The organism is Williamsia phyllosphaerae (genome assembly GCF_014635305.1).
GTDB lineage: Bacteria > Actinomycetota > Actinomycetes > Mycobacteriales > Mycobacteriaceae > Williamsia_A > Williamsia_A phyllosphaerae.
Genome location: NZ_BMCS01000002.1, coordinates 192,762 through 206,811 on the forward strand (window position 1 = coordinate 192,762; position 14,050 = coordinate 206,811).

The 14,050-nt window shown below is 69.7% G+C and carries 12 protein-coding genes; 9 read left to right on the forward strand and 3 right to left on the reverse strand.

What is annotated here, in order from left to right; translation table 11 throughout:
• The first annotated feature begins 12 nt into the window (after nucleotides 1–12).
• From IEV93_RS14795 to IEV93_RS14810, 4 genes are all read left to right on the forward strand, one after another.
• Nucleotides 13–993: an arsenic resistance protein gene (locus tag IEV93_RS14795; RefSeq protein ID WP_188490762.1), complete on the forward strand. Its 981-nt coding sequence runs from the start codon at nucleotides 13–15 to the stop codon at nucleotides 991–993.
• A gap of 96 nt (nucleotides 994–1,089) precedes the next feature.
• Nucleotides 1,090–3,216, forward strand: a complete 2,127-nt coding sequence (locus tag IEV93_RS14800) for an SDR family oxidoreductase (RefSeq protein WP_188490763.1) — start codon at nucleotides 1,090–1,092, stop codon at nucleotides 3,214–3,216.
• Nucleotides 3,213–4,295, forward strand: coding sequence for an alanine racemase (locus IEV93_RS14805; RefSeq protein ID WP_229705203.1), 1,083 nt, complete (start codon nucleotides 3,213–3,215; stop codon nucleotides 4,293–4,295). Before IEV93_RS14800 ends, IEV93_RS14805 begins: the two co-directional genes overlap by 4 nt.
• Before the next feature lie 35 nt (nucleotides 4,296–4,330).
• On the forward strand, nucleotides 4,331–5,617 hold the full coding sequence (locus IEV93_RS14810) for a serpin family protein (protein ID WP_188490764.1): 1,287 nt from the start codon (nucleotides 4,331–4,333) through the stop codon (nucleotides 5,615–5,617).
• Between the two features lie 7 nt (nucleotides 5,618–5,624).
• On the opposite strand, the gene IEV93_RS14815 is transcribed toward IEV93_RS14810, so the two are convergent.
• The 3 genes from IEV93_RS14815 to IEV93_RS14825 form a co-directional block, all read right to left on the reverse strand.
• Nucleotides 5,625–7,199 (reverse strand): DNA polymerase Y family protein, encoded by a 1,575-nt coding sequence (locus IEV93_RS14815; RefSeq protein WP_188490765.1) that lies wholly within the window; start codon nucleotides 7,197–7,199, stop codon nucleotides 5,625–5,627.
• Between the two features lie 13 nt (nucleotides 7,200–7,212).
• Nucleotides 7,213–7,911, reverse strand: coding sequence for a DnaE2-dependent mutagenesis accessory factor ImuA' (gene imuA', locus IEV93_RS14820; RefSeq protein WP_229705204.1), 699 nt, complete (start codon nucleotides 7,909–7,911; stop codon nucleotides 7,213–7,215).
• A 268-nt stretch (nucleotides 7,912–8,179) separates the two neighbouring features.
• Entirely contained in the window at nucleotides 8,180–9,145 is a 966-nt protein-coding gene (locus tag IEV93_RS14825) for an NAD(P)/FAD-dependent oxidoreductase (RefSeq protein ID WP_188490767.1), read from the reverse strand.
• Between the two features lie 92 nt (nucleotides 9,146–9,237).
• Here IEV93_RS14825 and IEV93_RS14830 point away from each other — a divergent pair, with 92 nt between their 5' ends.
• From IEV93_RS14830 to IEV93_RS14850, 5 genes are all read left to right on the forward strand, one after another.
• On the forward strand, nucleotides 9,238–9,828 hold the full coding sequence (locus IEV93_RS14830) for a helix-turn-helix domain-containing protein (protein WP_188490768.1): 591 nt from the start codon (nucleotides 9,238–9,240) through the stop codon (nucleotides 9,826–9,828).
• Nucleotides 9,829–9,837: 9 nt separating this feature from the next.
• Nucleotides 9,838–10,614 (forward strand): GTP pyrophosphokinase, encoded by a 777-nt coding sequence (locus tag IEV93_RS14835; protein WP_308691244.1) that lies wholly within the window; start codon nucleotides 9,838–9,840, stop codon nucleotides 10,612–10,614.
• A gap of 79 nt (nucleotides 10,615–10,693) precedes the next feature.
• Entirely contained in the window at nucleotides 10,694–11,845 is a 1,152-nt protein-coding gene (locus IEV93_RS14840) for an NAD(P)/FAD-dependent oxidoreductase (protein WP_188490769.1), read from the forward strand.
• Complete coding sequence (gene sigJ, locus IEV93_RS14845; RefSeq protein ID WP_229705205.1) at nucleotides 11,821–12,747, forward strand: RNA polymerase sigma factor SigJ; 927 nt, start codon at nucleotides 11,821–11,823, stop codon at nucleotides 12,745–12,747. The genes IEV93_RS14840 and sigJ overlap by 25 nt, the downstream gene beginning before the upstream one ends.
• Before the next feature lie 69 nt (nucleotides 12,748–12,816).
• Nucleotides 12,817–14,043, forward strand: coding sequence for a serine/threonine-protein kinase (locus IEV93_RS14850; RefSeq protein WP_229705206.1), 1,227 nt, complete (start codon nucleotides 12,817–12,819; stop codon nucleotides 14,041–14,043).
• Nucleotides 14,044–14,050 lie beyond the last annotated feature (7 nt).

Genomic DNA, 14,050 nt, shown 5'->3' on the forward strand with positions numbered 1-14,050 from the left:
AGTCTTGAGCCCATGCCTGCCCCGTGGTCCGGACGCAGCGTCGTCGCCACCGGTGAGCGGTTCCAGATCCCGTTCTATCTGCTCGCCCTCGCCGCGGGCGCGGCCCTCGGCCTGGCCGCCCCCGGTACGGCTCCGACCCTCGAACAAGCGATCAACCCCGTGTTGATCGTCCTGCTCTACGCCACCTTCCTCGCCGTGCCGTTCGCGCGGATCGGCGCCGCCCTGCGCGACGTCCGTTTCCTCGTCGGCGCCGTGGCCCTCAACTTCGTCGTCGTCCCGGTCGTGGTCTTCGCGCTCACACGGTTCGTGGCGGATGACCGGGCCGTCCTCGTCGGCGTCGTCCTCGTGCTGTGCGCGCCGTGCATCGACTACGTGATCGTCTTCAGCGGGCTCGCCGGTGCCGCGTCCGATCGCCTTCTCGCCGGCGCGCCCGTGCTGATGCTGCTCCAGATCGCGCTGCTGCCGCTCTACCTCTGGCTGTTCGTGGGCGCAGACGTGGTGGACACGATCGAGGTGGCGCCGTTCGTCGAGGCGTTCCTGGTCCTGATCGTCGTGCCGATGGCCCTTGCCGCGACCACGCAGGTGCTGGCGCGTCGGCATCGGCTCGCGACGAGGGTCACCGACGTCATGGCGGCGACCATGGTCCCGATCATGATGGTGACGCTGGCCGTCGTCGTCGCCTCGCAGATCGATGCCGTCCGGACGCGCTGGGCCGACCTCGTCGGCGCCGCCGTCGTCTTCGTCGCCTTCCTGGTGGTCATGGCCGTCCTCGGACGCGTCGCGGCGGGCGTCGCCCGACTCGACGTCCCGGCCGGTCGCGCGCTCGTGTTCTCCGGTGCCACCCGCAACTCACTGGTGGTGCTTCCGCTCGCACTGGCCCTGCCGTCGGCCCTGGCCCTGGCGCCGGTCGTGGTGGTCACGCAGACACTGGTCGAGTTGGTCGGCATGATCGCCTACGTTCGCCTGGTCCCCCGTCTGATCCCGGCCGACTGATCCCGGCTGACTGATCCGGCGACCGTACAAAAGTTACTGTTACTCTCGTAACACAAACACGGGTGAATCCCGATCATGACGGCGTCAGGATGTGCCATGAGCAGCTACTTCATCACCGGCGCGACCGGTTTCATCGGCCGTCGCGTCCTACCACGTCTGCTCGCCGCGCAGCCCGACGCAGTGGTGTACGCACTGATCCGCCCCCGGTCGGTCGAGGGCTTCACCGACATCGCCACCGGGTGGGACGGCTCGGGCCGGCTGCATCTGGTGCCCGGCGATCTGACGGCCGACGCGTTGGGTATCGCCGACGACGCCGCGATCCCCGACCACGTCGATCACGTGCTGCACCTCGGCGCCGTCTACGACATGACCGCCGACGCGACCAGTCAGCAGGCCGCGAACGTCGAGGGCACCTCCCGGGTCGCCGACTTCGCGCTGGCACACGACGCGATGATGCATCACGTCTCGTCGATCGCGGTGTCGGGCGATCACCGCGGTATCTACACCGAGGACGATTTCGATCTCGGTCAGCGCTTCCCCACGCCCTATCACCGCACCAAGTTCGGGGCCGAGAAGGCGGTCCGCGAACGAGCCGGGTTGCGGTGGCGCGTCTACCGCCCGGCGATCGTGGTCGGCGACTCCACGACCGGAGAGATGAACAAGATCGACGGTCCCTACTACTTCTTCGGCCATCTGCGTCGCCTGGGCACATTACCTTCTGGCGCAACGGTTCCGATGCCCAATCTGGGGGACACGAATGTCGTGCCGGTCGACTTCGTGGCCGATGCGATCGTAGCGTTGCTCGGACACCGGCCGGACCAGACCGGTCGGGTGTACCACCTCGTCGACCCGGACAGGCGGTCGATCACCGATCTGTACAACGCGGTGGCCCCGGCGTTCGGCGGCCCCCGCGGACGCCACGTGATCCCCCGACGCATCGTCGCCCCGGTGGTGGCGGCCGGCAGCCGTGGCGTGATCCGGACCGCACGCGATCTCGTTGCGCTGCAACAGAAGATCCCACCCGCAGTGCTCGACACGACCGAACTGCCCGCCGTGTTCATCACCGCGCGGACCACCCCGGTGCTCGATCGGTACGGCATCTCGGTGCCCGATCTCGCCGAGTACGGCCCGCGACTCTTCGAGTACTGGGCCGAGAACCTCGACCCGAACCGGTTCGCCCGCACCGACCCCCGCGGTCCGCTGGTGGGCAAGCACGTACTGATCACCGGCGGATCGGCCGGTATCGGACTCGAGACGGCCCGTATCTGCGCCCGCAAGGGCGCCACGGTGTTCATCCTCGCCCGCAAGCAGGACGACCTCGACACCGCGGTGCGTGACATCGGTTCTGACCTGCGCACCGCACCGACGGACCCGGACGCGCCGACCGGATCGGTACACGCCTACGTCTGTGACATCACCGACGCCGAGGCGGTCGCGGTGACCGTGAAGACGATCCTTACCGAGCACGATCACGTCGACGTGCTGGTCAACAACGCCGGACGGTCCATCCGCCGGGCCACCATCAACGCCACCGACCGCTCGCACGACTACCACCGCACCATGGCGGTCAACTACTTCGGTGCGGTCGAGATGGTGCTGGCGTTGCTCCCCCACATGACGGGTCGCCGCATCGGCCACATCGTCAACGTGTCCAGCATCGGCGTACAGGCCCGCGGCCCACGGTTTGCCGCCTACGTCGCGTCGAAGTCGGCACTGGAGGCGTTCAGCGACATCACCGCGGCGGAGACACTGTCCGATCGCGTCACGTTCACCAACATCCACATGCCGCTGACCAGGACCCGGATGATCGCGCCCACCGACTCCTACGACAAGGCCCTGGCGCTGACGGCCGAGAAGGCCGCCGCGATCGTGGTCCGCGGCATCGTGGAGAAGCCCAAACGCATCGACACCCCGTTGGGCACCCTGGCGCAGGTCGGCCAGTTCCTTCTACCCGGTCTGACCGCGCGAGTCCAGCACCAGGGGTTCCTGCTGTTCGGTGAATCGACTGCGGCACAGGGAAAGGCCGAGCCGACCGATGTGGTGGCCGCCGACGGCACAACCGCTGCGTCGGCGGCGCCGGTGTCGCCGACGATGTCGATCGTGCACAGCGTGCGCGACCGTGCGCAGGCCGTGGCCCACCCGGTGAAGTCCGCGGTGGTCGACAGCGGTGCGCGACGGATCGTCCGCCGTTCGCTCAACCTGGTCCCCGGGGTGCACTGGTGACCGGCGCGTTCTCCGACCTCGCGCCGGACACCCCGTACGTGACGGTCGACGCCGACGTTCTCGACGCCAACATCGCCGCGCTCGCCACGCAGACCGCCGGATCGGGCATGGCGGTGCGTCCGCACGGAAAGACCCACAAGTGCGCGCAGATCGCTCGACGCCAGGTGGCCGCGGGAGCTGTCGGACTGACGGTCGCGACGATCGGCGAGGCCGAGGCATTCGCCCGATCGGGGATCGATGACCTGTTCATCGCCTATCCGCTCTGGCTCACCGAGAACAAGGGCGCGCGACTGCGTGAACTGTCCGAGCGGGCAGCATTGCGTCTGGCCGTCGATTCGGGCGCGGGAGCTGAGTCGATGGCGCGCGCACTCGGGGATGCGCGGGACGCCGTGGAGGTTCTGGTCGAGGTCGACAGCGGTCAGCACCGCACCGGGTGCGACCCCACGGAGGCGGGTTCGGTTGCCGCACGAGCACTCTCGGTCGGTCTGCGGGTGGTGGGAGTCTTCACGTTCCCGGGCCACGGTTATCGGCCCGGCCATCGTGAGGAGACAGCCCGTCAGGAGTCCGCAGCGCTCTCGACCGCTGCCGACGCGTTGACGTCGGTCCGGGTCGACCCCGTGGTCCGCAGCGGTGGGTCGACCCCCACGGTGGAGTTCGCCGACCCCGGCGTCCTCACCGAGGTGCGTCCCGGCGTCTACCCCTTCAACGACGCTCAACAGGTGGCATTGGGACGAGCAGGCATCACCGATGTCTCGCTGGCGGCGATGGCGACCGTGGTGCATCGCGAGCCGGGGCGGTTCGTGCTCGACTGTGGCAGCAAGATCCTGGGGACCGAGCGACCCGAGTGGGTGAGCGGTTTCGGGCTCCTGCTCGATCACCCCGATGCGCAGGTGGTGGCGCTGTCGGAGCATCACGCGACCGTGGTCACCGACGCCCCGGTCCCCGAACTCGGTTCGGTGCTGCGGGTGGCACCGAACCACGTGTGCATCACCGTCAACCTCGTCGACGACCTGTTCCTGACGGCGGGCGGTGCGGTCGTCGACCGGTGGCCGGTCATGGCCCGGGGTGCCAACACCTGATCACCGCACCCATCGGGGTCGGGCACACTGTGGACATGTCATCTCGTCGCCGACTCGGCCTGTCGGTGGGCGTCGCTAGCGTGCTGCTGTTCAGCGGGTGTGCCACCGATCCGGCGCCCCCGACCACCGCACAGCTCACCAAGGCGCCCAGCGTGACGTTCCGACAGATCGGCATAGACCAGGTCCGTGCAGAATCAGCCGAGGTGGTCACTGCTACGCGGGATCTCGGTGTTGCCCTCGCGCAGGCAGAGCCCGACGCCGGCGGCGCCAACCGGGTGGTGTCGCCGTGGAGTGCGATGACCGCTCTCGGCATGGTGCGGGCGGGCGCCGACGGGGCCACCGCCGACGAACTGGACCGGGTCCTCGGCCCGTACCGACCCAAGGCCCTGGCCGCACTGCTCGGGCAACTCGACTTCATCGGCGGCGACCCCGGCACGGTCGACGAGGACAACCCGCCGACCCCACCGGTCTATCGGCAGGGCACCGGCGCCTTCATACAGAATTCCTCCTCCCTGGGCAGGCGGTATCTCACCGACCTGAGCTCGTTCTTCGACACCGGCGTCTACCCCATCGACTTCCGCACCCCGCAGGCGGCGAATGCGATCAACGAGTGGATCGCGGTCAACACCGGCGGTCAGATCACGCAGGCTCCGATCCCACCGGACCCGGACACCGTGCTCAGTCTGCTGAGCACGGTCTACCTCGGGGCCGCCTGGGACCGACCGTTCACGCAGACGATCGACGACGGCACGTTCACCACCGGCCCGGGTCGGACGGTCCCCACGGCGATGATGTCGCAGACCGACGACTTCCGACTCGCCCGCGGGGCGGGGTGGACCGCGCTCGAACTCCCCTACGGCGGAGGTGGTCTGGCCATGCAGGTCGTGCTGCCCGACCTCGGTGCGTCGGTGGGCTCCACTCTTTCCGGCGCGGTGCTCGGGGCGGTGTCGGACGGCCTGAAGCGGGCGCGACCCGCCGAGGTGTCGGTGACGATGCCCCGCTGGAAGATCGCGCAGACCGTCGATCTGACCACGGTGCTCGAAGGCCTCGGCGCCCGACGGATGTTCACCCCGGACGCCGATCTGAGCGCGATCGGTGAGGACGTGTTCGTCTCCGGTGCTGCGCAGTCGGCGACGATCACCGTCGGCGAGAAGGGCACGGTCGCCGCGGCGGTCACGCAGGTGCCGATGACGACGACCGGCCTTCCCCCGGCGCCGCCCGACACCTTCGACGCCGACCGCCCGTTCGTGTACCAGATCGTCGACACCTCGACCTCGCTGCCACTGTTCCTCGGTGTGGTGGCCAACCCGACGGCCAACTGACCCCGACTCATTCGTAGACACCCTCGACGGTCCAGTTCTGCTGTTGGTACCGCAGCAGCAGTGCCCGCGAATCATCCAGCAGCACCTGGGCTCTCGCGTGCGTTCCCACCTGCTCGGAGGGACTCGCCCACCACTGCTCGTCGGCGGGCCACGGACCGGCCCACCACCGCAGCTCCCAGGTACGCGATCCCCAGATCACGGTGGTCGGCTCGGCGCTGAACACGCCGCGTCGGGTGACCTGCACCGGCTCGTCGTACATGTCGCACACCCGCACCGGGGCGCTGAGCAACACCGACGGGGCCGGCTCTGGGACCCGCCCCGGCCAGGGCGCATCCGGGTCCGAACGCGGGGTCAGCTCGTCCCCCAACGGGACCAGGGTGATCCGCTCGGCCGTACCCCGACCACCACTGCGCACCGGCACCCGGACCGCCTCACCACCGAGCAGTCCCTGCACCCGGACCAGTGCGCGGCGGGCCCGGTCGGCCACCTCACCATCCCCTCCGGGGATACCCGCGCCGCGGAAACCGAACTGCAGCGCACCGGAATCCACCAGCTCGACCGGTTCCAGACGCAACGACGCGATGGGGGAATCCGGACGGTCCCCGGCCTTGCCGCTGAGCCATCCGTCGAGTTGCCAGCGGATGCGGTCGGCGGTGGCCTCCGGGGTCAACGGTTCGGCACAGCGCCAGGTGCGCGAGGAGTGCTGACCACCGGTGGTCGTCGCGTGGACGGTGAGGCGGGTGCAGGCCACCGCGGCCGCCATCAGCGCCCGATGCAACTCGTCGGCCAACCGGCGACCCACGAACGCGGCCGCGTCGACCCGGTCGATGGGCGGATCGCACTCGTGGGAGATGACGACGTCGGTCGCCGACAGCCGCCCCGAGGGTTGCCGGCCCGGCATCGCACGGGCGGCACGATGGGCCACCACGGCGTCGGAACCGAAACGCGTCGCGACATCGCTCGAGGCCAACTGCGCGAACCCGCCCACGGTGCGCACCCCGAGCCGCCACAGCAGATCGATCAACTGATCGCGATCGTCGGCGGACAGACTCGGCTCCGCACCGAGTTCCGAGATCGGCAGGCCGGCAAGGAACTCCGCGTCGGAGCCGGTCGGCACGATCTGTCCGTGACGCGCGGCGACGACGCTGGTGAACAGTTCGTCGGCGATCCCCGTCTGCGATTCCACCCCGCAGGCGGAGATCACGTCGATCAGCTTCTCGGCGGCCACCTCCTCACCGTCGAAATACCGGGCCGCCCCGGCGGCGGGCAACACCATCAGCCCCGGCCGCAGCACCTCGACCGTCGGGATCACCTCGGCCACCGCCGCGACCACCGGGTCGAAGTGGCGTCCGTCGCGGCCGGCGTCGACGGTGACCACGTACAGGCTCGGGCACCGGGCCTGGGACTCCCGCTTGCGCATCCCGCGTCGGACGCCCATCGCGCGGGCGGTGGCCGAGCAGGTGACCACCCGGTTGGCCGAGATCACCGCCACGGGCTGGTCCGGGGACATGTCGGCGTCGGCCGCGGCGGCCACCGCGGGCCAGTCGGGGCACCACACCGCGAGGGTGCGTCGTCCGGTCATCGGTCGGCCCCCATCAGTTCGCCACCGTCAGCGACACCGGACGCACCGTGGGCGAGTCCGCGGGCGCGGTCGTCGACGAACCGGCCGCGACCAGTTGCACCCGGTCGTCGAGGTGCACCACGTCGACACGGGCGTGTGAGCCCCGTGTCCCCCGTCCGCGCGCCTCGACCGACAGCGACATCCCCGCGATGCGCCCGTGTCCGAGATGGCGGAACGGCAGGTGCCGGTAGTCGGCGACCTGTGCGGTCAGCGACGCCTGTACGCCGGACCACCGTCCGTCGGTGACCACCAGCGCGGCCCCCTTGGCCCTCGCCCGTGCCATCACCGCCCGCGACCGGGACGGCGGGACCGAGACGCCGCCGAGCCCGACCACGACCAGATCCAGGCCGTCGAGCAGCACCGCGGCGACTTCCACGGGATCGAATCCGGGCGCTCCGTCGATGGTCGCGATGCGAGACAGGTCGGCCCCCATCTCGGCCGCGGCGTGCAGGCTCAGATGGGGCTGGCCGATCACTGCGACGTAGCCGCCCGCGGCCGTGATGGCCGCGATCATCGACAGCAACATCGACCGTGCGCCGTCGACCGAGACCACCGAGCCGCGGGCCAGACCGCCACCGGGCAACAGCTCGGCGAGGACCTCCGGGATCGGCAGCAACTCCCGCGCGCGCTGCTCCGATGCCGACACCGTGACCGTCTGCTGGTTCTGGGGCACAACCGATTTCGCTCGTCCTGCCGACGCCGCCGCCAAGCGTGCGCGCAGCAGCGCAACAGTGTCCTCTACCGTCTCTCCGGTATCAATTTTCCCAACGCTCACAGGCGACATGGCACTTCCTCAACCGACTCAGGGCCGCGTGGAAGGTGTGCACAGGGAAGGTGCGAACACTCACGACAGTTCGAACATGTTTTCGATTTCGATCGTAGGTCCGGGGTCCGACAACCGTCAATCGTGAGCCGCTGACGAGGCGATCCGCACCCATCGGCTACCCGACGGCGGTCATCGCACGCCGCGTCGCGACCGCGTCGGCGATGTCGTCCTCCATGAGACTCGCGTGCACCGCCATCGCGACGTTCACCCCGCCCGCGGCCGATGCGACCACGGTCGCACGCGCGTCGGCGACGTTGCCGGCCGCCCACACCCCGGGCACCCCGGTGGCGCCCATGGGATCGGTCGCGATCACCGTCGCCATCAGGTGATCGCCGACCCGCACCTCCTCTACGGTCAGGCCCAGCGACTCCACCACCGCGCCACCGACCCGTCCGGTGCTCGCCACCACCACCGCGTCACACGCCACCTCGGCCCCGGAGGCGAGCCGGACCCCGACGAGTCGGTCGTCGCGCACGACCACCTCGGTGACGAGGCCGTCGACGACACCGATGTCGCGTGCGGTGAGCGTCTCGAGTTGCTCACCGACGAACTCCGGCGCCGTGTGCCGGGCGATGGTCACGTCGGCACTCAGGTTCCGGAACATGTGCGCCTGATGCGCCGACATCACACTCGTGGCGATGACGACGACGGCCCGATCGCGCACCTCCCATCCGTGACAGAACGGGCAGTGCAGCACGTCGCGTCCCCACCGTTGCGCGAGTCCGGCGACGTCGGGGAGCTCGTCGACGACGCCGGTCGTGACGACCAGCCGTCGCGCACGCACGGCGCTCCCGTCGTCGAGCGTCACGGTGAAGTCGCCGACCCCACCGTCGACCCGCGACGCGGTACCGCTGACCACCCGGCCGCCGTAGAGCTCGACCTCCGCGCGGCCGGTCGTCACCAGTTCCGTCGGCGAGATCCCCTCGCGCGTCAGGAAATTGTGCACCCCGTCCGCGGGGAGGTTACGTGGCGACCCGGCGTCGACGACGACCACCGATCGCCGCTGGCGTCCCAGTGTCACCGCCGCCGCGAGCCCTGCCGCACCGCCACCGATCACGGCCACGTCCATCATCTCGTCCATCGATCTCTCCTCTGCTCGGTTCGCACTGCACCCACTGTGCGACCGCACCCAAGAGCTGGCAACGTTCTTTGCCGATCTGGCAAACTGTCGGGATGGACGACCCCACCACCGACACCGACGCCGTGCTCGCCGCCGTCGGTCCACGCCTGCGTGCGCTGCGCAACCAGCGCGACATCACCCTGTCCGACCTCTCGGAGAGCACCGGGATCTCGGTCAGCACGCTCTCGCGCCTCGAATCCGGTCAACGCCGGCCGACGCTCGAACAGCTGCTCCCCCTGGCGAGTGCGTACCGGGTGCAGCTCGACGACCTGGTGGGCGCTCCCCGTACCGGCGATCCACGCGTGGTGCTGCGACCGACGACAAGGCATGGGATGACGTTCATCCCGCTGACCGGACGTGCGGGCGGTCTGCAGGCCTACAAGATGATCCTGCCGGTGGCGCCGCAGACCCCGGTCCCGGAATTGCGGACCCACGAGGGGTACGAGTGGCTCTACGTGCTCGACGGCAGGCTTCGGCTGATCCTCGGTGATCGCGACCTGATCCTGACGCCGGGTGAGGCCGCCGAGTTCGACACCCACGTGCCGCACTGGCTCGGCGGGGCCGGCGACCACCCGGTGGAGGTCCTCGCCCTGTTCGGCAAGCAGGGCGAACGAGCACATCTGCGCACCGGTCCGCGACCGTAGAGTGCAGGCGTGAGCCGTACCGAACCCGACCATCGCCGAGCCGACGCGCGACTGACCGACCTGATGCCCACCACCGACCTGGCCGATCTGCACCAGCTGCGAGATGACTTCGCGCGCTTCATGATGCAGTACAAGTTCGGTATCGACACGGTCAACACCAAGATCACCATCCTGCGTGACGAGCTCACCCACCTGCACGACTACAACCCGATCGAGAACCTCTCGTCGCGGTTGAAGGCGCCGGAGAGCATTCTCGCCAAGATCGGGCGCAAGGGGTGCGCACCGTCGTTCGAGGCCATCCGCGCGACCATCACCGACATCGCCGGGGTCCGGGTGACCACGTCGTTCGTCTCCGACGTCTATCACGTGATGGACATGCTCTCGCGGCAGGACGATGTCACGGTGCTCGAGATCCGCGACTACATCGCGAACCCGAAACCCAACGGGTACCGCAGCCTGCACGCGCTCCTCGAGGTGCCGGTCAACATGTCCGACCGGGTCGTGCCTGTCGTCGTCGAGGTGCAGATCCGCACCATCGCGATGGATTTCTGGGCGAGTCTCGAGCACAAGATCTACTACAAGTACGCCAGAGACGTGCCGAGGGATCTGCTCGACGAACTCGGCCAGGCCGCCGAGACCGCACATCGACTCGACGCGACCATGGAACACCTGCACGAGGAGATCCGCGGTGCCGATCGCGGGTCCGCGGTCGGGGACGTGGTGCCGTCGGACGCGGTGTTGCACGAGTGGGTGGCCGCACGGACCAGGTTCATCACCGAGCAGTGACGCGGCGTTGTCACGTTTGCGCGGCCCGCGGTGTCTTGAGGGGGAGAGAATTCCCCACGAGGTACACGAGGAGCATCCGATGAGCGCACGCACCAGCGACAACCGACACGTGGTGGTGGTCGGCGGCGGCTACGCCGGCACCATGGCCGCCAACCGTCTCGCGGCCACCGACACTGCCGCGGTCACGCTGATCAGCCCCACCACCGAGTTCGTCGAGCGGATCCGGCTGCATCAGCTCGCCGCGGGTACCGGCGTGGCCACCGTCGGCTACGACACCCTGCTGCACGCCGGCATCGAACGGATGACCGCGGCGGTCGAGAACATCGACACCGCCGCACACACGGTGCTCACCTCGACCGGTGACGTCATCGGATACGACCGGATGATCTATGCGGTCGGCAGCGGGGCGGGCTCGGCGCCGGTTCCCGGTGTCGCCGAGTTCGCCCACACCGTCTCCGACCTCGACGACGCGTCCCGGCTGGCCGCCGTGCTGGCCGACACCCCCGCCCGGGCATCGGTCGTCGTGGTCGGTGGCGGGTTGACCGGTGTCGAGGTGGCCGCGGAACTCGCGCAGGCGCGCGACGACCTCGGCGTGACACTGATCTGCGGCGCCGGGGTGGTGCCGTCGGCCGGCATCCGCGGCGGCGCGTCGGTGACCAGGCGGTTGCGGCGGCTCGGTGTGGACCTCGTCGAGCACGCGCCGGTCGTCGAGGTCTCCGACACCGAGGTCGTCCTGGCCGACGGCCGGGTGATCTCCGCCGACATCACCGTCTGGACAGCCGGTTTCGCCGTCCCCGATCTCGCGACACGGAGTGGACTGAGCACCGATCCGATCGGTCGGTTGAGGGTCGATGAGACGCTCGTCAGCGTCGACGATCCCCACGTCGTCGGCGCGGGTGATGCGATCACCGTGGCCGGGCGCGAGCTGCGGATGAGCTGTCAGGCGGCGCTGCCGTTGGGCGCGCAGGCCGCGAACACGGTGCGCGCGTCCCTCGACGGCACCGCCGCCGACGAGGTGGATCAGGGGTTCGCCGCCCAGTGCATCAGCCTCGGCCGGACCGCGGGAACCGTGGTGGCCACCCACCGCGACGACCGCCCCCGCCCGATCTTCGTGGGTGGTCGGGCCGGCGCGGTGGTCAAGGAGCAGGTGTGCCGGATGACGTTGCGATGGATCGCCGGTGAGGGCCGACGCGGTGGTTCGTACTCGTGGACGAAGGGACCGCGCCGGTGACCGGGTCGTCGACGCACGCCGACACGTTCACCCACCTGCGTCCGCTGCTGTTCACGATCGCCTACGAGATCACCGGGTCGACGACCGACGCCGACGACATCCTGCAGGAGAGCTATCTGCGCTGGGCCGCTGTCGATCTCGACACGGTGCGCGACGTGCGGTCCTACGTCGCGTCGATCGTCACGCGGCAGTCGTTGAACACCCTGCGGGCCTCGGCGCGTCGTCGCGAGGAGTACGTGGGTCCGTGGTTGCCCGAACCCCTGCGGATGCCCGAGACCATCGGCGCCGCGGGTGATCCCGAGGCCGACGTCGTACTCGGCGAGTCGGTGTCGATGGCGATGATGGTGGTCCTCGAGTCGTTGGGTCCCGACGAACGGGCCGTGTTCGTCCTGCGGGAGGTGTTCGGGTTCAGTCACTCCGAGATCGCCGAGGCCGTCGGGAAGTCCGTCGACGCCGTCCGCCAGAGTGCGGGTCGCGCCCGCTCCCACGTGCAGGCCCGCCGCCGACGCTTCGAGTCGACACCGGCCGCCGTCGACGAGATCACCACAGCGTTCCTGTCCACCACCCTCTCCGGCGACCTGCAGGGATTGATGAACATCCTCGCGCCGGACGCGGTACTCATCTCCGACGGTGGCGGCAAGGTCAACGCGGCACGGCGCCCCATCCACGGTGCCGACAAGATCGCGCGGTTCCTGATCGGCATCGCCCGGTGGGAGCTGCCCGAACTCGGCCTCGAGTCCGCGATCTACAACGGCGGTCCCGCGCTGGTGATCTCGTCGCGCGGGGTGGTCGATTCCGTGTTCGTCCTCGAGGTCGTGGGCGGCGTGGTCGCCGGGGTGTACGCCGTCCGCAATCCCGACAAGCTCGCGGCGGTGCTGACCCCGTTCGACATCGCACGCTGACGACCGGTCCTGGACGCGCACAGTCGCACGTCCGAACGACTCGCGGTGGCGTCCACTAATCTTGTGGTCGTGACCGTTCCCCACCACCCCCGACAGGTTCCCGGACCCGGCTTTCTCGTCGCCGGACGCTATCGGCTCCGGTCCAAGCTCGGTGGTGGCGGGATGGGCGCGGTCTGGTTGGCGACCGATCAACTGCTCGAGCGCGAGGTCGCCGTCAAACAGGTCGTGTCCACCGAGGGCCTGACCGAGGAGTCCGCGAGCGACGTCCGTTCGAGGGCGCTGCGCGAGGGCCGGATGGCGGCCCGACTGAGTCATCGCAACGCGATCGCCATGCACGACCTCGCGCTCGAGAGCGGCGAGCCGTGGCTGGTCATGGAATACCTGCCGTCGCGCAGCGTCGCACAGATCCTGCACACCACGACGACCCTGCCGGTCGCGTACGCCGCTCACATCGGGGCGCAGGTCGCCGCGGCGATGGCCACCGCACACTCCGAGGGGATCGTGCACCGCGACATCAAACCCGGCAACATCCTCATCGCCAACACCGGTCGTGCGGCGGGCACGGTCAAGATCTCCGACTTCGGCATCTCCCGGGCCAAGGACGACATCGCCAACGTCGAGAGCGGCGTGATCACCGGTACCCCGGCATATTTCGCGCCGGAGCTCGCCCGGGGAGGGGAACCCACCGAGGCCTCCGACGTCTACTCGCTGGGCGCCACGGTCTACACGGCCGTGGAGGGCGAGCCGCCGTTCGGCGTCGACGAGGACTCGCTGGTCCTGCTGCACCGAGTGGCTCGTGGCGAGATCACTCCTCCGACCCGCGCCGGTGACCTCACGCCTGCGTTGCTGGCCATGCTCGAGCCGAGTCCGGGCCGCCGCCCGACCATGGCACAGGCCCGAGATCAGTTGGCGCGCATCGCCGCCGGCCCCGGCGGCAACGTGGGTGCGGTGCTCCAGTCGCCCCTGCCCCGCAACGACAGCGCGATCCCGATCTGGGGGCTGTCGGGACGGTCGTCGACGCGATCGAACCGCTCGGCGCCGCGCACCGAGTCGGGGCTGCCCGCCGCCCGTGTGCTGCACCCCACCTCGGCGCGACCCGCTGCCGGTCCCGCACCGGAGCCGACTCCCCCGACCCCGACACCCACACCGTCGGAACCGGTTGCCGGCCCACCCGCGCCCCCGACGCCACCGACACCTCCGACCGCGCCCACCCTGCCCATCTCACCGGCGGTGATCGGCGTGGGTGCCGTGATCCTGCTGGTGCTGCTGATGATCGTGCTCGTCGTGGCCCTCTGACGGCGGT

What these genes read in the sequence shown, in the direction of transcription:
- IEV93_RS14795 (WP_188490762.1), top strand. Translation starts at nt 13, where the DNA reads ATGCCTGCCCCGTGGTCCGGACGCAGCGTCGTCGCCACCGGTGAGCGG.
- IEV93_RS14800 (WP_188490763.1), top strand. Translation starts at nt 1,090, where the DNA reads ATGAGCAGCTACTTCATCACCGGCGCGACCGGTTTCATCGGCCGTCGC.
- IEV93_RS14810 (WP_188490764.1), top strand. Translation starts at nt 4,331, where the DNA reads ATGTCATCTCGTCGCCGACTCGGCCTGTCGGTGGGCGTCGCTAGCGTG.
- IEV93_RS14815 (WP_188490765.1), bottom strand. Translation starts at nt 7,199, where the DNA reads ATGACCGGACGACGCACCCTCGCGGTGTGGTGCCCCGACTGGCCCGCG.
- IEV93_RS14825 (WP_188490767.1), bottom strand. Translation starts at nt 9,145, where the DNA reads ATGGACGAGATGATGGACGTGGCCGTGATCGGTGGCGGTGCGGCAGGG.
- IEV93_RS14830 (WP_188490768.1), top strand. Translation starts at nt 9,238, where the DNA reads ATGGACGACCCCACCACCGACACCGACGCCGTGCTCGCCGCCGTCGGT.
- IEV93_RS14840 (WP_188490769.1), top strand. Translation starts at nt 10,694, where the DNA reads ATGAGCGCACGCACCAGCGACAACCGACACGTGGTGGTGGTCGGCGGC.